Origin of the sequence: Cuneatibacter caecimuris, from assembly GCF_004216775.1 — a bacterium.
Taxonomy (GTDB): Bacteria; Bacillota; Clostridia; order Lachnospirales; family Lachnospiraceae; genus Cuneatibacter; species Cuneatibacter caecimuris.
The window spans coordinates 690,437-716,428 of the sequence record NZ_SGXF01000001.1 but is presented as its reverse complement, the minus strand read 5'-3'; the positions used below and the strand labels follow the sequence as shown (position 1 = coordinate 716,428).

Genomic DNA, 25,992 nt, shown 5'->3' with positions numbered 1-25,992 from the left:
AAATATGCTATGATACAGGAATAAAGAGTCCGGCTGCCGGACTCTCGCGCCGAAGCGCGGCCGCTTTAGCGGCCATATTTCTTTAGCGCGCAGTGCGATCCCCCCGGAGGGTTATGTTACAAAGGGAACGCAGTTTCCTATGTAATGAAAAAGAATCCCGCTCGCGGGATTCTCCGCCTGCGGCGTGTCGCATTAGCGACGTAATTCCTTACGCCGCAGTGCGATCCCCCCGGAGGGTTTTGTTACATAGGGAACGCAGTTTCCTATGTAACAAAAATATGAGAGAAATGGAGGGCGGATAATGCTCGCAGGAAAAACAGTAATACTGGGAGTAACAGGAAGCATCGCGGCGTATAAGGCCGCGGCATTGGCCAGCGCGCTGCGCAAGCAGCATGCCCAGGTGCATGTGCTGATGACCAGGAACGCCTGTAATTTTATTCATCCTGTTACCTTTGAGACTTTAACAGACCACAAATGCCTGGTGGATACATTTGACAGGAACTTCCAGTACGAGGTGGAGCATGTATCCCTTGCAAAGCAGGCGGATCTGGTGATGATCGCGCCCGCTACGGCTAATGTGATCGCAAAATTGGCCCATGGCCTGGCGGACGATATGCTGACTACCACAGTGCTGGCCTGCAGCTGTCCGAAAATCATCGCGCCGGCCATGAATACCAGGATGTACGAAAACCCGGTGACACAAGATAACCTGAATCTTCTGCGCCGATACGGATGGAACGTGCTGGAACCCGCCACAGGGCTGCTGGCCTGTAAAGATGTGGGGAAAGGTAAAATGCCGGAGCCAGAGGCGCTGCTGGATGAAATCCTGCAGGAGGTTTCCTGTGAGAAAGATATGGCAGGGCTGAAGGTGATGGTGACTGCCGGGGCTACCCGGGAGTCTGTGGACCCGGTACGCTTTCTCACCAACCATTCCTCCGGGAAGATGGGCTATGCCGTCGCCCGCGCGGCATCCCGGAGGGGGGCTGATGTGACGCTGGTGAGCGCTCACGCGGAGATCGCGCCCCCGTCCCATGTGGAGCTGGTACAGACGGAAACTGCCCGGCAGATGTTTGAAGAGGTATCCGCCAGGGCCGGAGAACAGGATATAATAATCAAAGCCGCCGCGGTGGCGGATTACCGCCCTGCGGAAGTGAGCGGGGATAAAGTCAAAAAGAAGGACGGAGAGATGAGCCTCCGGCTGGAACGCACGGAAGATACGCTGGCCTGGCTTGGGGAGCATAAGCCTGCAGGGCAGTTCCTGTGCGGGTTTTCCATGGAAACGAAAGATCTGCTGGAGAATTCCAGAAAGAAGCTGGAGAAGAAGAACCTGGATATGATCGCCGCAAATAATTTAAAAATAGAAGGCGCAGGTTTTGGCGTGGATACCAATGTACTTACGCTGATCACGGCTGAGGGGGAACGGCAGCTGCCGATCATGAGTAAAGAGAAAGCTGCCCACTGCCTGCTGGATGCAATAATGGAGGAACGGAAATGATTTATCAGGTATTGGATGTAAACGTGAATTATGAAAAGGCAGGAATTCAAAAAGCTGCTTACAGGCCGAAGCTGTATGTATATGCCCGCGAGAATTCAGAGCAGATTGAAGCAGGCCGGCGCAGGCCTGCGGTGATCATCTGTCCCGGCGGAGGCTATGAGAGGACGTCTGACCGGGAGGCGGAACCCGTGGCGCTGGAATATCTGCAGGCTGGCGTTCAGGCTTTTGTCCTGCGTTACAGCTGCAAGCCGGACGTCTGGCCTGCCGCCCAGCTGGAACTGGCGCAGGCAATTCACATGGTCAGAGAGAAGGCCCGGGAGTGGTGCGTAAACCCGGACAAAATTATTATATCAGGTTTTTCCGCGGGCGGGCATCTGGCAGCCAGCGTCGGGTGCTTCTGGAACAGAGAGTTTCTCTACGGCCCGTTGGGGCTGTGTGCAGAGGATATCAGGCCCAATGGGCAGATCCTGTGTTATCCTGTGATTACTTCCGGGGAAAAGGCGCACCGCGGTTCTTTTGACGCTCTTTTGGGCGAAGAACGCAGCCGGGATGAAGAGTGGCTTCGCCGGATGTCTCTGGAATATCAGGTGGGGCCGCAGGTGCCGAAAACTTTCCTGTGGCATACGACCACGGATGAGCTGGTGCCGGTGGAGAACAGCTTGTACTACATGAGCGCTCTAAAAGCGGCCGGAGTGAATTTTGAGGCGCATCTGTATCCGGTGGGAGAGCATGGCATTTCTCTTGCCAATGAAGAAGGAGCCCGCATAGATAACCCTGCCCAGATTGTGCCACAGGCGCAGAGCTGGATGCCTCTGGCAAAGGTGTGGCTGAAGAATTTTTAAAAGTGCTTGCGGCCGGAGCGAAAATATGTTAATCTGATAAAGAATTGAATAAGAATGTCCAAGGGCTATAGATTTTACCGTTTCTGAGCACAAACGGGTCTATGGCCTTTTATTATGGTTCGGGACCGCGGGATTCTTTTTCATAATGAAATGAAGTAGGAGGATGAAATGAAAACAAGTACAGATATGATGGGAAAACGGCCGGTGTTTCCTCTTTTGATGGCGATGTCTCTGCCGGCCATGCTTTCCATGCTTATACAGTCTCTGTATAATATTGTGGACAGCATGTTTGTTGCGAAATTAGGGGAGGACGCGCTGACTGCGGTTTCGCTGGCGTATCCCCTTCAGAATCTGGTGCTGTCCCTGGCCGTAGGGTTTGGCGTGGCTGTAAATTCCTGCATAGCAAGGGGGCTGGGCGCGGGAAAAAAAGACGAGGTGGACAGGATCGCTGCCCATGGCGTGCTGTTCTCGGTGATCCATTCCCTGCTGTTTCTTGTGATGGATATTTTTCTGACCAGGCCCTTTCTGCAGATGTTCACTGACAGCCAGACTGTGCTGGAATATGCCTGCCAGTATACTTATATCGTAGTGGGGGCGGCGTTTGCCTGCCTGTTCCATCTGCTGATTGAAAAGATGTTTCAGGCGATCGGCAGCATGCTGATCCCGATGATCATGCAGGCTGTGGGAGCGATTGTGAATATCATCCTGGACCCGATCCTGATTTTCGGCTGGCTGGGCTTTCCTGCCATGGGCGTGGTGGGAGCGGCAGTGGCCACTGTAATCGGGCAGGCGACGGCCCTTTTGCTGTCCGTGTTCTTTTTCGTGAAAAAATGCCCGGAGATTCATATTTCTTTTAAAGGTTTTCAGTTGGAGAGCAAATTGGTTAAGCAGCTGTACAGCGTGGCCGTTCCTTCTACAATGATGACAGCCCTGCCTTCTGTGCTGGTCAGCATCCTCAATGGTATCCTGACCGGGATTTCCCAGACTGCCGTGGCATTTTTCGGTATTTATTATAAGTTTCAGACCTTTGTATATATGCCGACAAACGGGCTGATCCAGGGGATGCGCCCTATTGTCAGCTACAATTACGGCGCGGGGCTGTACGGCAGGATGAAAGAAACTGTGAGGAAGAGTATGCTGGTAATCGGGATATTCATGCTGGCCGGGATGCTGATCTGCATGCTGCTGCCGGGGCAGATTCTGGACCTGTTCAGCGCGGGAGAAGAAATGCGGAAGATCGGAATACCGGCGCTGCGCATCATCAGCTCAGGTTTTGTGGTTTCAGCGGTGGGGGTGACGTTGTCCGGCACATTTGAGGCAGTTGGGAAAGGCACCTCTTCGCTGGCAATCGCTCTGATCAGACAGCTGATCCTGATTCCCCCGCTGTCTTTGCTGCTGATAGAATGGATGGGCCTGAACGGGGTCTGGATTACCTTCCCTGCAGCGGAGATTGCCGCGGCGGCGGCAGCTTTTGCTATCTACCGCAGGTTCCTGAAAAAGCACCTGATTTCCGAAAAATAAAATCTCTCTAAACAATCTCCCGGGGATATTGACTTTCCCCGGGAAATGTTTTATATTCACACTTAGCTGTCTAATTGTTAGATGACTAACTGAAGCAGGAGGGACAGTATGAAAGATTTGGATACAGGAACAGAACAGGAAATGCAGAATATGGTAAATACCAGGCTGCATCAGCTGTTCCGCAGGATGTTCGGCCATTGGTTTGAGATCAACAGGGAACTGCATATCCATCCCGGCCAGGTGGGAACGCTGCAGTTTCTGAAGGAAAAACCCGGGGTTTCCCAGCGGAAAATGGCGGAACATCTTCAGGTAAAGCCTTCCACCGTATCAGTGACGCTGAAGCGGATGGAGGCCAGAGGGCTGCTGATACGCCGGCCGGATGAAAAGGACCGGAGAAATACCAGGATATTTCTGACAGAAGAAGGGGAAATTGTGGTAAAACAGCTGGATGAGAAGAAAAAGCAGGTTGAGGCTCAGATGTTCCGGGGATTCTCAAAAGAAGAATATGGTATTCTGGAAGAACTTTTGGGGCGTATGAAGGATAATCTGGAGAAAGGATGATTGCATGTCAAAGTTAGGAAAGTATTTGAAAAAATACTGGTGGCAGATTTTGATTGTGGTAGGTTTTCTGGTAGTTCAGGCCTATGGCGACCTGTCTCTGCCCCAGTACACCTCGGATATTGTGGATGTGGGAATCCAGCAGGGAGGGATTGACAGCCCTGTGCCGGAGGTGATAAGAAAGCAGCAGTTGGACCGGATTCTGATGTTTCTGCCGGAAAATGACCGGCAGACCGTGGAAAACAGTTATACGCTGCTGGATCAGGGAGATTACAGCGACAGCCAGTGGAAGACGTATCTGGAGAAATATCCTGTGCTGTACGGAGAAGCGCTGTATGTTAGGAATGACCTGACTGAGGAGGAAGAAGCGGCGATAGGAGAAATTATTTCCACGCCGGCAATGCTGATTTCCTATCTGTCTTCCGACGGAGAGGAGGCTCTGGCAGTTAAAAAGGATATTTTGTCCCAGGCGCTGCAAAAAGCTCCGGAAGATCTGACGGAAACAGATCTGCAGACAGATCTGTTCCAGATCTTTCAGCAGATGCCCTCCGAAGCCCTGCAGGAAATGGCCGCGAAGACGAAAGAACAAATGGGATCTCTGTCTGAAATGCTGACAGACCAGATCGCGGTGGAATTTGTAAAAAATGAATACACCGCGGTGGGCATGGATCTGGAAAAAATCCAGACCAGGTATATCACAGTGACCGGCGCGAAAATGCTGGGCTTTTCTCTGCTGATCATGGTATCCACGATTGTGGTGACCTTTTTGGCTGCCCGGGTGGCCGCGTCCCTCAGCCGCGATCTGAGAGGACGGATCTTTGGAAAGGTCCTTTCCTTTTCAAACGCGGAATATGACCAGTTTTCCACCTCGTCACTGATTACCCGGAGCACCAATGATATTCAGCAGGTGCAGATGATGGTGGTCATGCTGCTGAGGATGCTGCTCTATGCGCCGATTATGGCGGCAGGCGGTGTGATGAAGGTGCTGGGGACCAACACCTCAATGGCCTGGATCATCGGAGTGGCGGTTGCCTGTATCCTGGCTGTGGTGACTGTGCTTTTCCTGGTGGTGATGCCGAAATTCCAGCTTCTGCAGAAACTGATTGACCGGCTGAACCTTGTGACCAGAGAGATTATCTCCGGCCTGCCGGTGATCCGTGCATTCAGCCGGGAACGCCATGAGGAAGACCGTTTTGAAAAGGCCAATAAGGATCTCACAAAAGTGAACCTGTTTGTAAACCGGGTGATGACCTGCATGATGCCTTTAATGATGCTGATTATGAACCTGGTAACTGTGGTGATTGTCTGGAACGGTGCCCATGGCATCGAGGCAGGGGATATGCAGGTAGGCGACATGATCGCGTTTATCAGCTATACCATGCAGATCATCATGTCCTTCCTGATGCTGGCCATGATGTCCATTATGCTGCCCCGTGCGGCAGTATCGCTGAAGCGGATTGACGATGTGCTCACAGCCAAACCGTCCATAGAAGACCCGGTTTCCCCCAGGCATTTCCGGCAGGAGATGAAAGGCGTGGTCGAGTTCGATCATGTACATTTTGCTTATCCGGGAGCAGAGGAAGATGTGCTCTCTGACATTACATTTACAGCAGAGCCCGGAAAGACCACAGCAGTGATCGGAAGTACCGGCAGCGGAAAATCTACGGTGGTGAACCTGATTCCCAGATTTTTTGATGTTACCGGAGGCGCGGTGAGAGTGGACGGCGTGGATATCCGGGAAGTGTCCCGGAAGGATCTGCGGGACAGAATCGGTTATGTTCCTCAGAAGGGCGTGCTGTTTTCCGGAACAATTGAAACGAATATTAAGTTCAGCGATGAAGAGCTTTCAGATGAAAAAATGGAGCGGGCGGCCAGAATCGCTCAGGCCACAGAGTTTGTTGAAGGAAAGGCGGACCGGTATGATTCTCCGATTTCCCAGGGCGGCACCAATGTATCGGGCGGGCAGAAGCAGCGGCTTTCTATTGCGAGAGCAATTGCGAAGGACCCAGAGATCTTTATTTTTGACGACAGCTTTTCCGCTCTGGACTATAAGACAGACGCTGTGCTGAGAAAGACGCTGCGGGAGGAAACAAAAGATGCTACGGTAATCATTGTGGCACAGAGAATCAGCACGATCCTGAACGCAGACCAGATTCTGGTGCTGGATGAAGGGAAAATCGTGGGAAAAGGAACGCATGAAGAGCTGATGGTTTCCTGTGAGGAATACCAGCAGATTGCCCGAAGCCAGCTGGCGGAATCTGAACTCAGCGGAAAAGCAGGAAAGGAGGCGGCGTTATGAGTGCGGCAGGGAAAGAAAATGGCGGCATGCGCCGCGGAAGAGGGCCCATGGGGCATGGCCCGGGGATGATGGGCGGAGAAAAAGCAAAGAATTTTAAAGGGACCATCGGAAAGCTGGCCAAAGAGATGTCAGCATTTAAAATAGGATTGATTCTGGTCGTGCTGTTCGCCGTGGGCAGTACCGTGTTCAGCATAATCGGTCCCACAATCCTGGGCGACGCCACTACAGAAATATTTAATGGGCTGATGGGAAAGCTCAGTGGCGGCAGCGGCATTGACTTCACAGTGATCGGCCGCATCCTTCTGATGCTGGCGGGGCTGTATGTGGCCAGCGCGGTGTTTTCCTTTTTACAGGGCATTATCATGACCGGCGTGTCCCAGAAACTGACATACCGTATGAGGGAACAGATTTCCCACAAAATCCACAGGATGCCCATGAACTATTTTGAAACAAAGACCCATGGGGAAATCCTGTCCAGAGTGACCAACGATGTGGATACCCTCAGCCAGAGCCTGAACCAGAGCCTGACGCAGCTGATCACCTCCACGGCAACTGTGATCGGCGTCCTGATCATGATGCTCAGGATTTCAGGCTGGATGACGCTGGCGGCGGTGCTGATCGTTCCGGTCTCCCTGATTATGGTTTCCTTTATCGTGAAACATTCCCAGCGCTATTTTAAGGCGCAGCAGGAATATCTGGGCCATATCAACGGCCAGGTGGAAGAGGTATATGGCGGCCAGGTCATTATCAAAGCATTTAATAAAGAAAAAGATGTGCAGGAAACTTTTGATGAAACAAATGACACGCTGTACCGCAGCGCATGGAAGTCACAGTTTTTTTCAGGACTGATGCAGCCGATCATGATGTTTGTAGGCAACCTGGGATATGTGGTGATCTCGATTCTCGGCGGTTATCTGGCGATCCGCCAGGCCATCGAAGTAGGCCAGATCCAGTCCTTTATCCAGTATGTGCGCAACTTCACACAGCCCATCAACCAGATGGCGCAGGTGGCGAATATGCTGCAGTCCACGGCAGCCGCAGCGGAACGAGTGTTTGAATTCCTGGAAGAAGAGGAAGAGGATCAGATGGCAGAAAACCATGTCATGCTGGTGGAGAACGGTGAGGAAAGAAAGGTTAAGCCAACCGATCTGAAAGGCGCGGTGGAATTCGATCATGTGCATTTTGGATACACCCCTGAAAAAATCATCATCAACGATTTCAGCGCGGATGTGAAGCCGGGCCAGAAGATCGCCATTGTGGGCCCCACCGGCGCGGGCAAGACCACCATGGTAAAACTGCTGATGCGGTTCTACGATGTAAATTCCGGGGCGGTCCGCATCGACGGCTATGATGTGAAGGATTTTGACCGCAGCGAACTGCGGGAAGTGTTCGGCATGGTTCTGCAGGATACCTGGCTGTACCATGGGACGATTATGGAAAATATCCGATACGGCAGGCTGGACGCTACGGATGAAGAAGTGATTGCAGCAGCCAAATCGGCCCATGCCCATCACTTTATCCAGGCTCTCCCCGGAGGGTATAACATGGTGCTGGATGAAGAAGCCAGCAATATTTCCCAGGGGCAGAAGCAGCTTCTCACCATCGCCCGGGCGATCTTGGCGGACAATAAGATCATGATCCTGGATGAAGCCACCAGCTCTGTGGATACCCGTACAGAGCAGCGGATCCAGAAGGCTATGGATAACCTGATGAAGGGGCGCACCAGCTTTATTATCGCCCACAGGCTTTCCACCATCCGGGACGCGGATCTGATTCTGGTGATGCAGGACGGCGATATCGTGGAACAAGGCACTCATGAAGAGCTGCTGGAAAAAGGCGGTTTCTACGCGAAGCTGTATAATTCCCAGTTTGAGCAGAGCGCCTGACAGAAGAAATTCAAAAAGACAGGGGAGGTTTTCTCCTGGTAATGGATATGAAGAACAGCAGCTGAGAATGTGTTTTCCCGGCTGCTGTTTTGTACTGTCTGTCCAAATCTCCCTGAATGATCGGGAAACGGCAGTGATAAGATCGATGTGAATAGACAGAAGTGGGCCCTGTATGCTACAATATGATTGTACACACTTGACAAGAAACAGCGGCTATTCGGAATTGACGGAGCTCATCTCATGAAAAAGACAGCAATTTTATTTATTATGCTTGTGTGCATAGCAGGTTTGACAGCATGTGCAAAGGAAGAAATTTATACTTCTGAGATACCAGACGAAAATAAAACGACCTTTGAATTGGAATTAGATAAGGACTATTCAGATACAGACCCCTTTGTGAATGAAATACTGTTTTGTGTATCGGAAGATCTGGAAGATTTAAATGCCATGGGGACTTTGGAAATGGACGGCGAAAGAATCATCCTGGAAGTGAAAAACAACAAAACAAATGAAGTTTTATGGAGTAATACATGGAATGGAGCTGTCAGGTCAGAATCTTTTTTGATTTCACTCGGAAGTCTGACGAAAGATAATGAGTATGTTATATGCCTTACAGGGACAAAAATAAACTACGCTGCGGCAGGTATAACTTTTGACAGCAATTTTGTGCAGGAAAGAGTAAAACCTTTACGCTGACCGCTGCATAAAATTCAAAGAAAGAGGACTGTAATCATGGAAATGTTTTTTAAGCTCTGCAGCGGTTTGACAGCAGGTGTTATCATAGGATTTTTGTGCGGCGGCATCAAGATAAAACTGACCAGGAAATCCTATACGGAAAAGCAGGTTGAATCAAATAAAAAATGGATCAGAAGAATAGCCGGGGTTCTGAAGTATGTCACTTTTGCGGCGCTGTCCGTGGGACTGATCTGGTGCGTTTTCTTTTTGACCCTTGGTATTGTCAGCCCTCAGCAGTCTGACTATGCAAATAACATGGCAGAGTTAATTGTGGCTGTTTTGACTGTGATTTCTATTATATTTGCCTTTGTTGAATTTCTGCATAGAAACTGATTGTTGAGAGTTATGCTGAAGGCTGAAAATGCAAGAAAATTGTATGAAGAATATAAAGATATGGTTATAAAAGAAACCATGGAATTGGTTTAAGTGCAGAAACAAAAGAATGTTATTGATCAAAAGAGATTTTGAGAGAATAACAAGGCTTCTGGAGGTGTTTGATGAATCAAAAGTTCTATGATGAAATAAAATTAATTTTAATAACCGCAAGAAATAAGGTCTATCAAACTGCCAATTCTGCAATGGTTGAAGCCTATTGGAATATTGGAAAATCAATCATTGAAGAACAGGGCGGTAATGAGAAGGCGCAGTATGGTACAGGCTTGCTAAAAGAGTTGTCAAAACAAATGACACAAGATTTTGGGAAAGGATTTACTGTTGCCAATTTGAAAAATATGAGGCAGTTTTATTTGACGTTTCCAAATAGCTACGCACTGCGTAGCGAATTAAGTTGGACTCATTATAGGCTTTTGATGCGAGTTGAGAATGATAATGCTTGAGAATTTTATATGCAGGAAGCTGTAAAATCTCAATGAAGTACCAGACAGCTTGAAAGACAGATAAATTCTTTCTTTTACGAAAGATTATTATCCAGTAGAAATAAAGAACAGGTTGCAGAAGAAATCCAAACATTAGAGCCTGCTAAGAAACCAGAAGATATTATTCGTGACCCATATGTTTTGGAGTTTCTTGGCTTAAGTTCAAATGACGATTTTTTTGAAAATGATTTGGAGCAGGCATTGATTACTCATTTGAAAAATTCCTTTTAGAGCTTGGGAGAGGATTTTCCTTTGTTGCGAGACAGAAGCGAATTACTTTTGATGGTCGGCATTTTAGGATTGACCTTGTATTTTATAATTATATTTTAAAATGTTTTGTCCTGATAGATTTAAAAATTGGGGACTTAACACATCAGGACTTAGGGCAGATGCAGATGTATGTTCATTATTATGAGCGAGAGCTTATGAATGAGGGGGATAATCCGCCGATAGGTATTGTGTTATGTGCGGACAAGAGTGAATCTGTGGTTAAATATACATTGCCGGAAAATGAAACACAGATTTTTGCTTCAAAGTATAAATTATATTTGCCAAGCGAAGAGGAATTATTGCGGGAATTAAATCAGGAATATCAAGCATTGGAATCTGGCAAGGCAGGGAAAGAGAATACTGAGGATATAAAATATAATTAACCTTTACATCATGGTGGTGCAAAATTAACGGCATTTATATTTTGTGGAAATATATTTTAATTTGGTATTTATGTGGAAACAGTTTGGTAAGTATATTATAATACGAATGGTTTTCACCGATTTGTCTCATAAAAGCGGGAAGATAGTCAGACTATCGAAGAAAGTTCTCGTATCATAATGATTTACATGCCCAACTGATAGGCGGTAAAATATTCGAAGATCAGGGAAAAGGATAATCAGGCTCATTCTGGAGGGAAAAATGGAAATAAGAGTTCTTCAATATTTTCTCACAGTAGTTCGCGAAGAAAGCATCAATCGCGCCGCAGAAGTGCTGCATATCACGCAGCCCACCTTGAGCCGCCAGCTCTCCCAGCTGGAGGAAGAGGTTGGAGTCAGGCTTTTTCACCGGGGAGCAAGAAAAATCACGCTGACAAACGAAGGGCTGCTGCTAAAGAGGCGGGCAGGGGAGATTCTATCGCTGGTGGACAAAACTGAGAAGGAACTGATGGAGCGGGAGGAACTGGTGGACGGCAAAATCGTGATCGGCTGCGGAGAACTGGCAGCCATGCAGCTGCTCCCGGACCTTTTTCAATCCTTCAGCCAGAAGCATCCTCTTGTCAGCTATGATCTTTTTACTGCAAACGCAGACCTGGTAAAAGAGCAGATGGAAAAAGGCCTGGTAGATATCGGCGTACTGCTGGAGCCAGTGGATATGGAAAAATTTGAGTTCCTGCGGCTGGATCAAAAAGAACGGTGGGTAGTGCTGATGAGGCCGGATGATCCGCTGGCGGTGAAAGAAGCGGTGACTGCGGGCGATCTGGAAGGCCTGCCGGTAATTCTTCCCCGCCGCCTGAATGTGCAGAATGAACTGGCGCACTGGTTCGGGGATTCTTTTCCAAACCTTCATGTCCTTTTTACCAGCAATCTGAGCACCAACAGCGCGGTCATGGTCCGAAAAGGGCTGGCTTATTCCCTGTCAATAGAAGGTTCTGTTTCTTTCTGGGATAAAAATGAAGTTGTATACCGCCCGCTGTGCCCGGAATTGACGGCCGGCAGCGTGCTGGCCTGGAAAAAGGGCCAGCCTTTCAGCCTTGCAGCCACCAAATTTATCAGGCACATAAAGGATACTTATGCTTTTTGAGCATTAGTAAGAGATAAAAAACAGGTATTTGATATCATATATAAAGAGAGCTATTATGATGAGTGTATATGGAAAGAACAGATCTTTCCTGATGCGCTCATTTTTTTCTTGTTACATAGGAAACTGCGTTCCCTATGTAACAAAACCCTCCGGGAGATCGCACTGCGGCGTAAGGAATTACGTCGCTAAAGCGACACGCCGCAGGCGGAGAATCCCGCGGCCGCGCTCCGGCGCGAGAGTCCGGCGGGCCGGACTCTTTGTTATTACATAGGAAACTGCGTTCCCTATGTAATAAAACCCTCCGGGGGGATCGCACTGCGGCGTAAGGAATCACGTTGCTAAAGCGACACGCCGCAGGCGGGGAATCCCGCCAGCGGGATTTTTTTTCACATAAAGGGCCGTACAATGGAAAGAGAGTCTGTTTAGAAATTTCAAGGAGGAATTATATGGATCGGATTAAAAAATGCGCGGAGGTTTACTCCATTTTGTTTGGCGGGGAGCCTGCCTCCCCGGAGACCGGGAATGATCCGGAGCTGATGATGATTTTACAGCGTTTCATTTTTGGAGAGGTGTTTGAGACCGGGACGCTGGGGATGAAAACCAGGGAGCTTCTTACAGTGGTCTGCCTCACTGCGCTGCAGACGCTGCCGCAGTTGAAAGCGCATGTACAGGCGGCGCTGAATGCAGGGAATACTCCGCTGGAAATTCGGGAAGCAGTTTATCAATGCGCGCCCTTTACCGGTTTTCCCCGCACATTAAATGCGGTCAGTGCAATGAATGAAGTTTTCACAGCCAACGGCATTGCTCTGCCTCTCCCGGCACAGGGTACGGCAGAAGAAAAAGAACGGTATGAAAAAGGGCTTGCCCTACAGTTCCCGCTGTATGGGAATGAAATAAAAGAAAAATATTCCGGCCTGCCGGACGGCATCGGAGAGGCATTGCCGCGCTTTCTGACAGAAATGTGTTTCGGTGATTTTTATACCAGGGGCGTTTTGGCGGAAGGGGAAAGGGAACTGCTGATCCTGGCAGCACTGGCGGCATTGGGAGCGGAAGCGCAGATCAGCGCCCATGTCAGAGGAAATCTCAAATGCGGAAACAGGAAAGAAATGTTATACGCGGCAATGGTCCAATGCCTGCCGTACATTGGATTCCCGGCGGCGCTGAACGCCATCAATATAATCAAATCTGCAGAGTGACCAGACAGTTTGGGAGGAAAGGCGGTGGGAGAGATCACATTTTCTGATAAAGACCTGCGGGCAATGATCATTCCGCTTTTGCTGGAACAGCTGCTGGTCATGCTGGTGGGGCTTGCGGATACCCTGGTGGTCAGCTATGCAGGAGAAGCAGCCGTATCGGGAGTTTCGCTGGTCAACCAGTTTAATACCATATTTATCTATCTTTTTACCGCGCTGGCATCGGGCGGGGCGGTGGTGGTCAGCCAGTATATTGGCAGAAAAGAAAAAGAAAACGCCGGGATATCCGCCAGCCAGCTTCTGATGTTTGGAATTGTGTTCTCTCTGCTGGCGGCCCTGCTGGTACTGGCGGGAAACAAAGGCATGCTCCGGCTGTTTTTTGGCAGCGTGGAGGGGCCTGTCATGGATGCCTGCATGACATATCTAAGAATTTCCGCCTACTCTTATCCGGCTCTGGCAATTTACAATTCCGGAGCCGCGGTCTGCAGGAGCCTTGGTAAAACCAGGGTGACCATGTATATTTCCGTGGTTTCCAATATCCTGAATGTGATTGGCAATGTGATCGGCGTGTCCGTATTGAAAGCAGGAGTGGCCGGGGTTGCCTGGCCGTCGCTGATTGCGAGAGTCTTTTCGGCAGCTGCGGTCACCATCCTCTGCTTTCGGAAAAAAAACGGGGTATTCTATCAATGGCGCTGGATCTTCAGATGGGATTTCCCATGTCTGAAACGGATATTAAATGTTGCCTTACCAAACGGGGTGGAAAACGGGATATTCCAGCTGGTAAAAGTAGCGCTCAGCAGCATTGCCGCTCTTTTTGGCACTTACCAGATCGCAGCTAATGGCGTGGCCCAGAGCATCTGGTCTCTGGCGGCCCTTGCCGGGGTGGCCATGGGCCCTGTTTATATTACTGTAATCGGCCAGTGTATGGGGAACCGGGATATTAAGGGGGCGGAATATTATTTTAAGAAATTGTCCCGAATAACAGTGAAACTGTCGTCCGCATGGAATCTGCTGATTTTCCTGGTCACACCGCTTTTTCTCCAGTTCTATGCCCTGGAACCGCAGACAAAGCGGCTGGTGATCTGGCTGGTGCTGATTCACAATGTGTTTAATGCCGTCGCCTTCCCTTTTTCCGGAGCGCTGAGCAACGGGCTCAGGGCGGCGGGGGATGTAAAATTTACCATGTATGTTTCCGTTGCGTCTACCGTTGCAGTCCGATTACTGCTGTCCTATTTGCTGGGCATCGTTTTAGACATGGGAGTGATCGGGATTGCAGCTGCGATGGCCTGCGACTGGATGGTGCGCGCAGGGATTTTTATCTGGCGTCAGAAATCCGGCAGGTGGAAGCGCTTTAAAGTAATTTGATTTACAGAATTTCCACAGTAAAGCTCAACCGGGCCTCTTCCCCGGGCTTCAGACAGCGCATTCCGCGTTTTGCGGCGAAATCATCGCCCTCATCCGTACAGGTAGGCATGCCGCTCCAGGGTTCCAGGGCCAGGAAGGGAGCTCCCTCCTTGGGGCACCAGATCAGAAGATAAGGCATGTCCGGAAAAGAAATCCTGACTCCCCTGCCGGTATCAGGATGGCGCAGAGTGACGGCCCTGGATTTCAGGCTCGGGAAAATCAGCGCATCGTGCAGGAGATCAGAGTGCTGCAGTTTCCAGATCTTTTCATCTTTGAGAAAGGGTACGGGACGGCCGGTGTCAGGCAGGCCCGAAGCAGCGTCCAGGGGGAGCACGCAGGTATTCTCCTCCTGCTCAAATTCCACCTGGTAGTCTTCAAATTTTTCTCCTGGCAGAAGAGGGCAGCAGAATCCGGGATGTCCGCCCAGGGAAAAAGGCATTTCTTCTGTTCCTCGGTTGCGGACAGTGAAGAGATGGTGGATTTTATTTTGTTCCAGCCGGTAAGTGACCAGCAGTTCGAAATCAAAAGGGTACTGTTTTTTGCTCGCCTCGTCAGCGCGGAGCAGATAAGAAACGGAATCTCCGGTCTGTCCCGCAGGCTCATAATCAATTTTTCTGGCAATGCCATGTTTGGGCATCTGATACCAGGCGCCGTTGATGCGGGTGCGCCCGTCCCGGATTGCCCCGCAGATGGGAAACAGGATAGGAGCCTGGCCGCTCCAGTACGCGGGATCTCCCTGCCAGAGATACTCCACGCCGTCCCCGGTTTTGATGGAAGTGAGCTCGCCGTTATAGGCGGAAGTGCTGACTGTTAAAATATCGTTGGAAATTTGTGTCTTCATTACAGCCTCCTGAATCATTTTATTGCCTCCAGTATAGCATGGACAAGGACAGAAGTAAAATACTTTTATAAAATATTTTATAAAAGTTTTGGATTGCGATTTTCCCGGAAACCCCTTGCGCAGGCAAAGGAATCTATGCTATAATCCTTTAATTATAACGAGATGAGAAAAATGGACCGGCGGCTGCCGGAACGGAGGACAAAACGACCATGGCTGACCTGAAACAGGAGATTAAAAGAAGAAGGACTTTTGCGATTATTTCTCACCCGGACGCGGGTAAGACGACGCTGACGGAAAAATTTCTGCTGTACGGCGGCGCCATTAACCAGGCAGGGGCGGTGAAGGGCAAGCACAATGCCAAGCATGCTGTTTCCGACTGGATGGAAATCGAGAAGCAGAGAGGTATTTCTGTCACCTCTTCCGTGCTGCAGTTTGAATATGATGATTATTGTATCAATATCCTGGACACTCCCGGACACCAGGATTTCTCTGAGGACACGTACCGGACTTTGATGGCGGCGGATTCAGCGGTTATGGTCATCGACGGTTCCAAAGGTGTGGAAGCGCAGACCATCAAGTTGTTTAAGGTCTGTGTGATGCGCCAGATTCCGATTTTTACTTTCATTAATAAAATGGACCGGGATGCTAACGATCCTTTTGAACTGATGGATGAGATTGAGAATGTCCTGGGAATCGCCACCTGCCCTGTGAACTGGCCCATCGGATCGGGAAAGGGATTCCGCGGCGTGTACGACAGGAACAGCAAACACATCACCACCTTTACCGCCACCGCTTCCGGCATGAAAGAGGCAGCGTCGGAAGAGCTTCCTTTAAAGAACGCGAAAAAGCTGCTGACAGAGGGAGAATATGAAAAGTTGCTGGAGGATATCGAGCTGCTGGACGGAGCCAGCGCGGAATTTGAACAGGATCTTGTAAGCGCGGGCCAGCTGAGTCCGGTGTTTTTCGGATCAGCGCTGACGAATTTCGGCGTGGAGAATTTTCTGCAGCATTTCCTGCAGATGACTACCTCCCCCCTGCCCAGGAATTCTTCCGAAGGGATGATAGACCCGTTTTCCGATGTATTCTCCGCCTTTGTGTTTAAAATCCAGGCAAATATGAATAAAGCCCACAGAGACAGGATCGCCTTCATGCGTATCTGTTCCGGCAAATTTGACGCAGATAAGGATGTGTACCATGTGCAGGGAGAGCGGAAACAGAAGCTGTCCCAGCCTCAGCAGCTCATGGCTCAGGAGCGGAAGATCGTGGCTGAAGCGTATGCAGGAGATATCATCGGCGTATTTGATCCGGGGATTTTCTCCATTGGCGATACGGTCTGTTCTCCGGGCAGCAAATTTGCATTTGAGGGGATCCCTACCTTTGCCCCGGAGCATTTCGCCAGAGTCCGCCAGGTGGATACCATGAAGCGGAAGCAGTTTATCAAGGGCGTCAGCCAGATCGCCCAGGAGGGCGCGATCCAGATCTTCCAGGAGTTCAATACAGGAATGGAAGAGATCATTGTGGGCGTGGTGGGCGTGCTGCAGTTCGATGTGCTGAAGTTCCGCCTGGAGAGCGAGTACGGCGTGGATATCAGGCTGGAAAAACTTCCTTATGAGTATATCCGCTGGATTGAAAATAAAGATGAAATCGATGTGGCCAAGATCCAGGGAACCTCTGATATGAAGCGGATCAAGGATTTGAAGGACAATCCGCTGCTGCTGTTTGTCAACAGCTGGAGCGTGGGCATGGTGCTGGACAGAAATCCCGGCCTGAAGCTGTCGGAATTCGGAAGAGAATGAGAATAGAACAGGAGCTTGCTTACAGATGAAAATAGGAATGTTAGTCGCAGTGGAAATGGACGCAGTGTTTCAGGAATTTGGAGAAAAACTGGAGCCTGTGGAAATGGCAGGGTACGAAATTTACCGCTATCAGATGTCCGGCTCGGAGCTGTATGTGCTGTCCTCCGGAGCCGGAGAGATCGCGGCAGCGGCTGGGACTCAGCTCTTAATCACTGCTTTTGGTGTGGATATGATCGTAAATTTCGGCGTGGTGGGCGGCCTGACCGAAGAGATGGAGACCCTCAGGACCTGTGTGGTGGAAAGGGTGGTGCATTATGCCTTTGACACCTCCGAGCTGGACCGGTGCGAAGTGGGCAGGTATCTGGACTATCCCAGCATCTATCTGCCTGCCACGCCGCAGCTGGTGGAGATGGCGCTGGAGGCGGAACCGGGCCTGCGCAAAGTCACCTGTGCTTCCGCCGACCGTTTTGTAGGCAAAGCAGAGGACAAACGCGCCCTGCATCAGCAGTTCGGAGCCGATATCTGTGAAATGGAGGCAGCGGCCGTGGTGCTGACCTGTAACAGAAACAAGGTGCCCTGCCTCTTGCTGAAAGCGGTGTCTGACAGCATCCATGGCGGCGCCGAGGAATTTTCCAAAGCAATTACAGAGGCTTCCCAGGTCTGCCTGAAAGTGCTCTGTAAGGTGGTGGGAAACCTGTAGCTTTTTCCGCCGCATCCCCGTGCACATACGCCGCGCTTCTGCATAGAATATGCTAAAGGAAAACTGCGGAGGCGTGCGACATGGGAGAAGTGCCGGAAGAAAAAAGAGTATGCGTGCGGATTTACGATCTGCGCCAGAAGGAAGTAATCAATGTGGTGACCTGCAGAAGGCTGGGCTGCGTCTGCGACGTGGAAATCAACCTGTGCACAGGCTGCATTACGGCTCTGATCGTGCCGGGAAAGGCGCACATCTGCGGAATTCTTGGCAGAGAAACAGAATATGTCATCCCATTTTCCCGGGTAAAACAGATCGGCAGGGACATAATACTGGTGGATGTCTGCGAAGAAGAGATTCTGGTGAAATGTAAGTTCTGAAGATGATATGAAAAAGAAACCCGCGAGCGGGATTCTCCGCCTGCGGCGTGTCGCTTTAGCGACGTGATTCCTCACGCCGCAATGCGATCCCTCGGAGGGTCTTGTTACATAGGGAACGCAGTTTCCTATGTAATGAATAAGAGTCTGGCTCGCCGGACTCTCGCGCCGAAGCGCGGTCGCTTTAGCGGCCATATTTCTTTATCGCGTAGTGCGCATCCCCCGGAGGGTCTTGTTACATAGGGAACGCAGTTTTCTATGTAATGAATAAGAGTCTGGCTCGCCGGACTCTCGCGCCGAAGCGCGGTCGCTTTAGCGGCCATATTTCTTTATCGCGTAGTGCGCATCCCCCGGAGGGTCTTGTTACATAGGGAACGCAGTTTCCTATGTAATCAAGAAAAGTATAGAAAAAGGATTTTGCATGTGATATAATACCCCTGCAGGATCCTTTTTATGGTTTTGGCAAGCAGGGTCCCTGGAGAGAACAAAGGAGGAAAAAGGCATGAAATGTCCTTTCTGCGGCGCTGAGCTGACAAAGGTTGTGGATTCCAGACCGTCTGACGACAACAATTCCATACGGAGGCGCAGGCAGTGCGAGTCCTGCGGGCGCAGGTTTACCACTTATGAGAAGCTGGAGACCTTCCCCATCATGGTGATTAAAAAAGATAACAACAGAGAGCCCTATGACCGGGCGAAGATTGAAGCCGGAGTTCTCAGAGCCTGCCATAAAAGGCCTGTGTCCATCCAGCAGGTCAATCAGCTGATTGACGAGGTGGAAAACAAGATTTTCAGCCTGGATGTGAAAGAAGTTCCCAGTTCCGTAATCGGCGAGATGGTAATGGACAAGCTGAAAGATCTTGAGGCAGTGGCGTATGTGCGTTTTGCCTCTGTTTACAGAGAATTTACAGATGTGGATACTTTTGCTGAAGAATTGTCAAAATTAATGAAAAAGAAATAGGAGACGGTATGTTTCGGAAATTTTATCCGGGAGAATATGCCGCCAGCGCTTATGAGGTGAATTATGAGTCGCTGTGGGAGCAGGGGATACGCGGCATTATTTTTGATATAGATAATACGCTGGTTCATCATGGCGCGCCGGCGGATGCCCGCGCGGTTTCTCTGGTGCGGCGGTTGAAGCAGACTGGCTTTTCTGTCTGTCTGATTTCCAATAACAGCAGGGAACGGGTGCAGCCTTTTGCGGAAGCTGTGGGGGCGGAATTTTTGGAAGATGCCGGGAAGCCCTCTAAAAGGGGTTATCTGCATGCGGTGAAGCTTCTGGGCTGTCCGATCTCACAGGTGATTTTTATCGGGGACCAGGTGTTTACAGATATTTACGGGGCGAACCGGGCCGGGCTGCGCAGCGTGCTTGTTGGCCCTTTGGATCCCCGGGAAGAGATTCAGATTGTGCTGAAGCGCAGGCTGGAACGGATTGTTCTGTATTTTTATAAGAAGAAATTGAAATAGAAAGGCAGGAACAGGATGCTGGTAAAAGGAACGACCCGGGTATGCGGCGTGATGGCTGATCCGGTTGCCCATTCATTATCCCCGGTGCTTCATAATTATATGGCGGAGCAGATGGGGATAGATTTCATTTATGTGCCTTTCCGTGTGGATGTGCGGAGGGTGGAAGAGGTGCTGAAAGGCGCTTATGAAATGAACCTTTTAGGCATGAATGCCACCGTTCCTCATAAACAGGCGATACTTCCCTATCTGAAGGAGATCGACCGGGGGGCGGCGGATATCGGCGCCGTGAATACCCTGGTGAGGATGGAGGGCGGCTACAAAGGATACAATACTGATTTGCCGGGAATCAAACGGGCGCTGGCAGACGCAGGTGTGACGCAGTTCGCGGGACGTGAGGCTGTTGTGGTGGGAGCGGGAGGCGCCGCCAGGGCGGTGGTCTATCTGCTGGCCAGGGAGGGCATGTCCAGGATCTGGCTGCTGAACAGGACGCTGGCCAGGGCAGAGGAGATGGCCGGGCATGTGAATGGCATATTTGGCGAGGGGCTTGTCGTTCCTCTGAGGACAGATTGCTGGAGGCAGATTCCGGCTGGAAAATATCTGGTGATTCAGGCTACCAGCGTGGGGATGTATCCCTGTGTGGAGGAAGCGCCTGTGGAAGACCCGGCGTTTTACCGTTTGATCGATGTAGCGATGGACATTATTTACACGCCCGCTAAAACGAAGTTTATGAAATATGCGATGGAGGCCGGAGCGGAGGCATATAACGGGCTTCGGATGCTTCTGTATCAGGGCGTGGAGGCGTTTGAACTCTGGACCGGGCAGACAGTGCCCGCAGAGGTATCAGAGGGAGCGTACTGTCTGATGGAAAGGATGCTGGAGCAATCATGAAACATATTGTGCTGATCGGATTCATGGGGGCCGGAAAATCCACCGTGGGCCGGGCGCTGGCTGCGGAACTGGGAAGAGAGCTTCTTGATACGGATCAAATGATTGAAGAAAAGGCAGGATGCCGGATCACTGAGATTTTTGCCCGGCAGGGGGAGCCGGCTTTTCGCCGTCTGGAAGAAGAAATCCTGAAACAGCTGGCAGAGGAGAAAGCGCCTGCTGTGATCTCCACAGGGGGCGGAATGCCTGTTTTTGAAAAGAACAGGCCGGCTCTGCGCAGGCTGGGGACTGTGGTCTACCTGCAGGTGAAGCCTGAAACGGTGCTGAAGCGGCTGAAGGGCGACACTACCCGGCCTCTCCTCCAGGGAGGCGGAGCGGAAAGCAGGGTGAGGGAGCTGCTTGCGGAGCGGGAACCGGCGTACCGGGATACAGCCCATGAGGTTGTGCCTGTGGACGGGATGTCTGCGGATGAAGTGGTCAGAAGGATAAAGGAGCTGAACAATATATGAAAATACTTGTACTGAACGGACCAAATATAAATTTTCTGGGAATCCGGGAAAAGGGGATTTATGGAGCTGATAGCTATGACTGCCTGTGCGGGATGATACGTGAGAAAGCGGAGGCGGACGGGGATCAGGTGGATATTTTTCAGAGCAATTCAGAAGGCGCGCTGATCGACCGCCTGCAGCAGGCATATTATGACAAAACAGAGGGGATCGTGTTCAATCCCGGCGCGTATACGCATTACAGCTATGCGCTGCGGGATGCCATCGCCTCGGTACAGATCCCTGTGATTGAAGTCCATATTTCCAATGTGCACAAGAGAGAGGAATTCCGCCATACATCTGTAACTGCGCCTGTCTGCAGGGGACAGATCGTGGGACTGGGTCTGCAGGGATATCTTCTGGCTATGGATGCATTGAAAAAGTAGTTGAAATTTCAGGGGAGATAGTGTAGAATAAGTTAAGATATGGCCAAAAGGCTATTTTTTCGCTGCGATCACAGACAAATAAACATTCCAAGGAGGAACAAATAAATGATTTCAGCAAGTGATTTCAGAAACGGTGTGACCATTGAATATGAAAACAGTGTATATCAGATTGTAGAATTTCAGCATGTAAAGCCTGGTAAGGGCGCGGCATTTGTGCGTACGAAGCTTAAGGACATCAAGAACGGCGGCGTGGTGGAGAAATCTTTCCGTCCCACGGAGAAATTCCCCGCAGCCCGTATTGACCGCAAGGACATGCAGTACCTGTACAGCGATGGGGACCTGTTTTATTTTATGGATAATGAGACCTATGATCAGATCGCTCTTCCGGAGAATTCCATCGGCGACGCCCTGAAATTTGTGAAGGAAAACGAGATGGTAAAGATTTGTTCTCATAACGGCAACGTCTTCTCCGTGGAACCTCCGCTGTTTGTTGAGCTGGAGATTACGGAGACAGAGCCAGGCTTTAAGGGAGATACCGCAACAGGAGCTTCCAAGCCCGCTACGGTGGAGACGGGCGCTCAGGTGTACGTGCCGCTGTTCGTGAACCAGGGTGATGTGATTAAAATCGATACCAGAACCGGGGAATATCTGTCCCGCGTTTGATGATAAGGGCTGATAGAACGGAGTGATATAGAAAGGACGCTGAAACAGGCTGTGAGATGCCGCCGCAGCGTCTTTTTCTGTACTGGTAAGCTTCCTTCGGAAAATATACTGTTTATTATTTTAAACTGATTCCCGACGGAATTGTTTTTATCAGGATGCGGCTGCAGGCGGCGTACGGAGGAAAAAATGAAAAAAAAGAAAAAATGGAAGACTGCTGCGGGAATTTTGATTCTTTTGACGCTGCTTTGCGCAGCCATTGTTTTTGGGACAGATTTCTGGGTCAGGCACTCTGTAAAAGACAGGATTTTGTCGGAGGATGAGGCTGCGGGCCTGGAGGATGTGGACTGTATCCTGGTACTGGGGGCGGGAGTATGGGACGGGGGTGTGCCCAGCCCCATGTTGCAGGACCGGCTGGAACAGGGAATCGCCCTGTACCAAAAAGGGGCTGCGCCAAAGCTGCTGATGAGCGGAGACCATGGCAGGAAAGAATATGATGAAGTTAACGTGATGAAGCAGTATGCGGCGGATGCGGGCGTGCCTTCATCAGATATTTTTATGGACCATGCAGGTTTCTCTACCTATGAGAGCATGTACCGGGCCAGAGATGTCTTTCAAGTTAAACGGATGCTGGTGGTGACCCAGGGCTACCACATGTACCGCGCGCTGTACGCGGCGGAAAAGCTGGGCATCGAGGCCTGGGGAGTAAACGCCGATCCCCGCACCTATGCGGGACAGGCTTATCGGGACCTGCGGGAGATCCTGGCCAGGAACAAGGATTTCTGGACGCTGGTCTTTCAGCCGGCGCCTTCTGCCCTGGGGGAACCAGTTCCGATCAGCGGGGACGGGGACGAAACCAACGACTGATCAGTATACGATTTGGTCCAGCTTCCTGCTGTATAAATATACGCGGTCTGACAGCTGGTCGCAGATGGGGACGTCAGTGCGGTTCACATCCCGGACCATGCGCGCCAGGGCGGCCTGGTCCGGCGCGCTTGCGGCCGGCATCAATATCGCTTCATGAATACTGCTGGGCAGGATGTAAAGATCCGAGCCCAGTTTTTTTGCGAAAGAAGACAGCACGCCGGGATACAGCAGACAGGCCGCACCGTAACTGCAGGAGGGGTTGGTGAGCACATACATGGGGGAGCCCCCGGGCGGGAAAAGGCTGTCCAGATCCTGTTCCGGCAGGGCTTCTTTGTCTTCAGCCGCCAGAGCTTCCAGCATTTTGGGCAGAAGCTCCTGCATGGACTGGATTCTGGCGGGCAGGAGCGCAGGGGTATTGACCAGGGCCAAAGGCCACAGTTCAGATTCTTTCAGATGAAGGGCTTCCAGATGGGAGTGCTGGAGAAGACAGGAACCGGTTCCCAGGACACTGTGGGACACAGTAAAATAAAAAACGACAGCCAGGTCCAGGAAGGGGATATGGGGGACGTTTTTCAGCAGCTCCCGGTTTCGGGACCAGTGGACCAGACGGAATAAAATACGCTGGTTCACGTTTTCGGAGGGAAGAACCTGATCCGCGTCCAGTTCCGGATCTGCCCTGCGGCTTCGGTAAGAGGCCGCGATTCTGCGGGCCAGCGTGGCCACAGGGATTCCCTGACGGTAATCCTGATAATAAGGTTCCAGGTAGAGGGCAGGGGACAGTGTCAGACGGTCCTCTGTGATGATGACGGCGTGCAGGAGCAGGCCGTTATTTTTCCATACGGTTTCCAGACGAATCCGGCATCCGGATCCCAGCTCGTTGCGCAGACATTGCAGAATGCGCTGAAAAAACGCATCCTCGGAAAGAACAGGAAATGATTGAGATTTGTCCATAGATATTCTCCTTTGAAGTGAAAAATGAAATGTGATGGATTGATTATAAACTGAGGAGGATAAAAAAGACAAGGTGCGATTTGTTACGGCAAAAGAAAAAAATGAATTGACGCTACATTATTTATGTGTTATCTTAAAGAAAAGGACTGAAATATGAACGCGATTCGTATATAAGAACAACGGAGGGCTTATGCATCAGCCGACATGGAGAGTAATGAAAGTTCTGGAAGCCACACTGGAAGGCGGAAAAGGGAAGCGGCTGACAGAGTTCAGCAGAGAGCTGGAGATTCCCAAAAGCACCCTGGTTCCGATTCTGCAGTCACTCTGTGATATGGGATACCTTTTTGGAGATGAGTCTGGAAGATATCAGGCGGGTACCGCTCTTTTTTCTCTGGGAGCGGCGTTTTCCGGCTGTTTTCCTATTCTGGATTATGTGAAGGGGAAGCTGGAAGGGCTGGTGGCTGAACTGAAAGAAACCTGTTATTTTGGAGTGCTGGAGGGGGGCGAGGTGCTGTATCTGTGCAAACAGGATTCCCCGGAACCGCTGCGGATGCTGACGGAAACAGGCCGCCGCATGCCTGCTTATGCCACGGGGATCGGAAAGGCCCTGTTGGCGGAACTGGGAGAAAAAGAGCTGCGGCGTCTGTATCCTGATGGATTAAGACCCTTGACAGACCGGACGGTAACTGATTTTGGCAGGCTGGCTGCCCAGCTGCAGGAAATATTGGGATGCGGGTATTCCTGGGAGACGGAGGAATCTACAGAATATATACGGTGTTTTGCGGTTCCGGTGAAAAAGAGGGGAAGGATCGCGGCTGCCCTCAGTGTGGCGGTGCCGGTGTTCCGGTATGAGGAGAGCAGGAAAGAATTTTATCTGGAACGGCTGAGGGAGACAGGAGACGAAATCAGCAGGATGATGACAGATACTGATGCGCATTTCGGAAATATATTTTAGGAGGACGGAAAATGCCGGAAGTGATTACAGCGGGAGAAACAATGGCGGTGATGGCGCCGAAAGAAGCGGGCCCCTTGCGGTATGTCCCGGATTACCGGCTGAGGATGGCCGGGGCGGAGAGCAACCTGGCGGCCGGCCTGTGCAGGCTTGGCCACAGCGCGGGGTGGATCAGCCGCCTTGGGGATGACGAGATGGGGCGGTTTGTACTGAACTCCGTGAGAGCGGAGGGAGTGGATACCTGCGCCGTAAAGACCGACGGGGCCCACCGAACGGGCCTGATGCTCAAAGAAACCGGGAGCGGGGAGACCAGGGTATATTATTACAGGGAAAATTCAGCTGCCAGCCATCTGTCCCCGGAAGATTTAGAAGAAGAATACCTGCATTCTGCAAGGATTATCCATCTGACAGGAATTACACCTGTTTTAAGCGGCAGCTGTGAAGATACCGTGCGCACCATGGCGGAATTTGCCCGCAGGTATGGAATCCTGCTCAGCTTTGACCCCAATATCCGGAAAAAACTGTGGGGAGAGCGGGATTACAGGCCTCTTATGAGGGAACTGCTTTTTTCTTCCCAGATTGCGCTGCTGGGCCTGGACGAAGCGGAGCAGCTTTTATGGACCAGAAAGCCGGAGGAAATTGTAGGGATTTTACGGGAAAAGGGCGTCCGGTGGATCGCATTAAAGGATGGAAGCCGGGGGGCCTGGGCGGCGGATCAGGAGGGGCTGGAGCGGATAGAGCCTTACCCCTGCAGGCCGGTGGACCCTATCGGCGCAGGGGATGCTTTTGACGCTGCCTTTTTGGCCGGAATTCTGGAAGGCCGGGATCTGCGGACCTGCGGCCAGATGGGGGGGATTGCAGGAGCTATGGCAACGGAAACTTCAGGCGACATTGAAGGTTGTCCGTCTAAAGAGCAGATTATGGCAAAATTAGAAAAGAAACAGGAGATTTTCAGGTAAAGGAGGATCAGAG

25 protein-coding genes and 1 pseudogene are annotated in these 25,992 nt (G+C 50.8%); 24 read left to right on the top strand and 2 right to left on the bottom strand.

Going from position 1 to position 25,992, the window contains the following annotated elements; all coding sequences use genetic code 11:
• Nucleotides 1-301 precede the first annotated feature (301 nt).
• The 12 genes and pseudogenes from coaBC to EV209_RS03330 all read left to right on the top strand — a co-directional run bounded on the left by coaBC (nucleotide 302) and on the right by EV209_RS03330 (nucleotide 14,563).
• Nucleotides 302-1,495: a bifunctional phosphopantothenoylcysteine decarboxylase/phosphopantothenate--cysteine ligase CoaBC gene (coaBC, locus tag EV209_RS03385; protein ID WP_130433043.1), complete on the top strand. Its 1,194-nt coding sequence runs from the start codon at nucleotides 302-304 to the stop codon at nucleotides 1,493-1,495.
• Nucleotides 1,492-2,337, top strand: a complete 846-nt coding sequence (locus EV209_RS03380; RefSeq protein WP_130433041.1) for an alpha/beta hydrolase — start codon at nucleotides 1,492-1,494, stop codon at nucleotides 2,335-2,337. Before coaBC ends, EV209_RS03380 begins: the two co-directional genes overlap by 4 nt.
• A 168-nt stretch (nucleotides 2,338-2,505) precedes the next feature.
• Nucleotides 2,506-3,858: an MATE family efflux transporter gene (locus EV209_RS03375; protein WP_130433039.1), complete on the top strand. Its 1,353-nt coding sequence runs from the start codon at nucleotides 2,506-2,508 to the stop codon at nucleotides 3,856-3,858.
• A gap of 108 nt (nucleotides 3,859-3,966) precedes the next feature.
• The gene (locus tag EV209_RS03370; RefSeq protein ID WP_130433037.1) at nucleotides 3,967-4,419 is read left to right on the top strand and encodes a MarR family winged helix-turn-helix transcriptional regulator; all 453 of its coding nucleotides are present in this window, start codon (nucleotides 3,967-3,969) and stop codon (nucleotides 4,417-4,419) included.
• A 4-nt stretch (nucleotides 4,420-4,423) separates the two neighbouring features.
• Complete coding sequence (locus EV209_RS03365) at nucleotides 4,424-6,715, top strand: ABC transporter ATP-binding protein (RefSeq protein WP_130433035.1); 2,292 nt, start codon at nucleotides 4,424-4,426, stop codon at nucleotides 6,713-6,715.
• Nucleotides 6,716-6,741: 26 nt separating this feature from the next.
• Nucleotides 6,742-8,601, top strand: coding sequence for an ABC transporter ATP-binding protein (locus EV209_RS03360; RefSeq protein WP_130434154.1), 1,860 nt, complete (start codon nucleotides 6,742-6,744; stop codon nucleotides 8,599-8,601).
• Between the two features lie 240 nt (nucleotides 8,602-8,841).
• Nucleotides 8,842-9,297: a DUF4624 family lipoprotein gene (locus tag EV209_RS03355; protein WP_130433033.1), complete on the top strand. Its 456-nt coding sequence runs from the start codon at nucleotides 8,842-8,844 to the stop codon at nucleotides 9,295-9,297.
• A 36-nt stretch (nucleotides 9,298-9,333) separates the two neighbouring features.
• Entirely contained in the window at nucleotides 9,334-9,669 is a 336-nt protein-coding gene (locus tag EV209_RS03350) for a transporter (RefSeq protein ID WP_130433031.1), read from the top strand.
• Nucleotides 9,670-9,833: 164 nt separating this feature from the next.
• A pseudogene (locus tag EV209_RS16935) lies at nucleotides 9,834-10,864 on the top strand (PDDEXK nuclease domain-containing protein).
• 259 nt (nucleotides 10,865-11,123) lie between these two features.
• The gene (locus tag EV209_RS03340) at nucleotides 11,124-12,005 is read left to right on the top strand and encodes a LysR family transcriptional regulator (protein ID WP_130433029.1); all 882 of its coding nucleotides are present in this window, start codon (nucleotides 11,124-11,126) and stop codon (nucleotides 12,003-12,005) included.
• Between the two features lie 446 nt (nucleotides 12,006-12,451).
• Complete coding sequence (locus tag EV209_RS03335; RefSeq protein WP_130433027.1) at nucleotides 12,452-13,201, top strand: carboxymuconolactone decarboxylase family protein; 750 nt, start codon at nucleotides 12,452-12,454, stop codon at nucleotides 13,199-13,201.
• A 24-nt stretch (nucleotides 13,202-13,225) separates the two neighbouring features.
• The gene (locus tag EV209_RS03330) at nucleotides 13,226-14,563 is read left to right on the top strand and encodes an MATE family efflux transporter (RefSeq protein WP_330520802.1); all 1,338 of its coding nucleotides are present in this window, start codon (nucleotides 13,226-13,228) and stop codon (nucleotides 14,561-14,563) included.
• A 1-nt stretch (nucleotide 14,564) separates the two neighbouring features.
• Here the strand turns inward: EV209_RS03330 and EV209_RS03325 are convergent, their stop codons facing one another.
• Nucleotides 14,565-15,443 (bottom strand): aldose 1-epimerase family protein, encoded by an 879-nt coding sequence (locus tag EV209_RS03325; protein WP_165388798.1) that lies wholly within the window; start codon nucleotides 15,441-15,443, stop codon nucleotides 14,565-14,567.
• A gap of 209 nt (nucleotides 15,444-15,652) precedes the next feature.
• Here EV209_RS03325 and EV209_RS03320 point away from each other — a divergent pair, with 209 nt between their 5' ends.
• From EV209_RS03320 to EV209_RS03275, 10 genes are all read left to right on the top strand, one after another.
• Nucleotides 15,653-17,239, top strand: a complete 1,587-nt coding sequence (locus EV209_RS03320; RefSeq protein ID WP_130433023.1) for a peptide chain release factor 3 — start codon at nucleotides 15,653-15,655, stop codon at nucleotides 17,237-17,239.
• Nucleotides 17,240-17,264: 25 nt separating this feature from the next.
• Nucleotides 17,265-17,939 carry a 5'-methylthioadenosine/S-adenosylhomocysteine nucleosidase gene (locus EV209_RS03315; protein ID WP_130433021.1) on the top strand — a complete coding sequence of 225 codons (675 nt, stop codon included), beginning with the start codon at nucleotides 17,265-17,267 and terminating at the stop codon, nucleotides 17,937-17,939.
• Between the two features lie 113 nt (nucleotides 17,940-18,052).
• The gene (locus tag EV209_RS03310; protein WP_130434149.1) at nucleotides 18,053-18,313 is read left to right on the top strand and encodes a PRC-barrel domain-containing protein; all 261 of its coding nucleotides are present in this window, start codon (nucleotides 18,053-18,055) and stop codon (nucleotides 18,311-18,313) included.
• A gap of 499 nt (nucleotides 18,314-18,812) precedes the next feature.
• Nucleotides 18,813-19,268: a transcriptional regulator NrdR gene (nrdR, locus tag EV209_RS03305; RefSeq protein WP_130433019.1), complete on the top strand. Its 456-nt coding sequence runs from the start codon at nucleotides 18,813-18,815 to the stop codon at nucleotides 19,266-19,268.
• A gap of 8 nt (nucleotides 19,269-19,276) precedes the next feature.
• The gene (locus EV209_RS03300) at nucleotides 19,277-19,774 is read left to right on the top strand and encodes a YqeG family HAD IIIA-type phosphatase (protein ID WP_130433017.1); all 498 of its coding nucleotides are present in this window, start codon (nucleotides 19,277-19,279) and stop codon (nucleotides 19,772-19,774) included.
• 15 nt (nucleotides 19,775-19,789) lie between these two features.
• Nucleotides 19,790-20,662, top strand: a complete 873-nt coding sequence (gene aroE / locus EV209_RS16585) for a shikimate dehydrogenase (protein WP_243647478.1) — start codon at nucleotides 19,790-19,792, stop codon at nucleotides 20,660-20,662.
• Nucleotides 20,659-21,168: a shikimate kinase gene (locus EV209_RS16580; RefSeq protein ID WP_130433015.1), complete on the top strand. Its 510-nt coding sequence runs from the start codon at nucleotides 20,659-20,661 to the stop codon at nucleotides 21,166-21,168. Before aroE ends, EV209_RS16580 begins: the two co-directional genes overlap by 4 nt.
• Nucleotides 21,165-21,590, top strand: coding sequence for a type II 3-dehydroquinate dehydratase (gene aroQ, locus EV209_RS03285; protein WP_130433013.1), 426 nt, complete (start codon nucleotides 21,165-21,167; stop codon nucleotides 21,588-21,590). Before EV209_RS16580 ends, aroQ begins: the two co-directional genes overlap by 4 nt.
• 105 nt (nucleotides 21,591-21,695) lie before the next feature.
• The gene (gene efp / locus EV209_RS03280; RefSeq protein ID WP_130433011.1) at nucleotides 21,696-22,253 is read left to right on the top strand and encodes an elongation factor P; all 558 of its coding nucleotides are present in this window, start codon (nucleotides 21,696-21,698) and stop codon (nucleotides 22,251-22,253) included.
• Between the two features lie 186 nt (nucleotides 22,254-22,439).
• Entirely contained in the window at nucleotides 22,440-23,117 is a 678-nt protein-coding gene (locus EV209_RS03275; RefSeq protein WP_130433009.1) for a SanA/YdcF family protein, read from the top strand.
• On the opposite strand, the gene EV209_RS03270 is transcribed toward EV209_RS03275, so the two are convergent.
• Nucleotides 23,118-24,068: a DUF5688 family protein gene (locus EV209_RS03270; RefSeq protein WP_130433007.1), complete on the bottom strand. Its 951-nt coding sequence runs from the start codon at nucleotides 24,066-24,068 to the stop codon at nucleotides 23,118-23,120.
• 190 nt (nucleotides 24,069-24,258) lie between these two features.
• On the opposite strand from EV209_RS03270, the gene EV209_RS03265 reads away from it, so the two are divergent.
• Together EV209_RS03265 and EV209_RS03260 are read left to right on the top strand one after the other, a co-directional pair.
• Nucleotides 24,259-25,023, top strand: coding sequence for an IclR family transcriptional regulator (locus tag EV209_RS03265; protein WP_130433005.1), 765 nt, complete (start codon nucleotides 24,259-24,261; stop codon nucleotides 25,021-25,023).
• A gap of 11 nt (nucleotides 25,024-25,034) precedes the next feature.
• Nucleotides 25,035-25,979 carry a sugar kinase gene (locus EV209_RS03260; RefSeq protein WP_130433003.1) on the top strand — a complete coding sequence of 315 codons (945 nt, stop codon included), beginning with the start codon at nucleotides 25,035-25,037 and terminating at the stop codon, nucleotides 25,977-25,979.
• The last annotated feature ends 13 nt before the right edge of the window (nucleotides 25,980-25,992 follow it).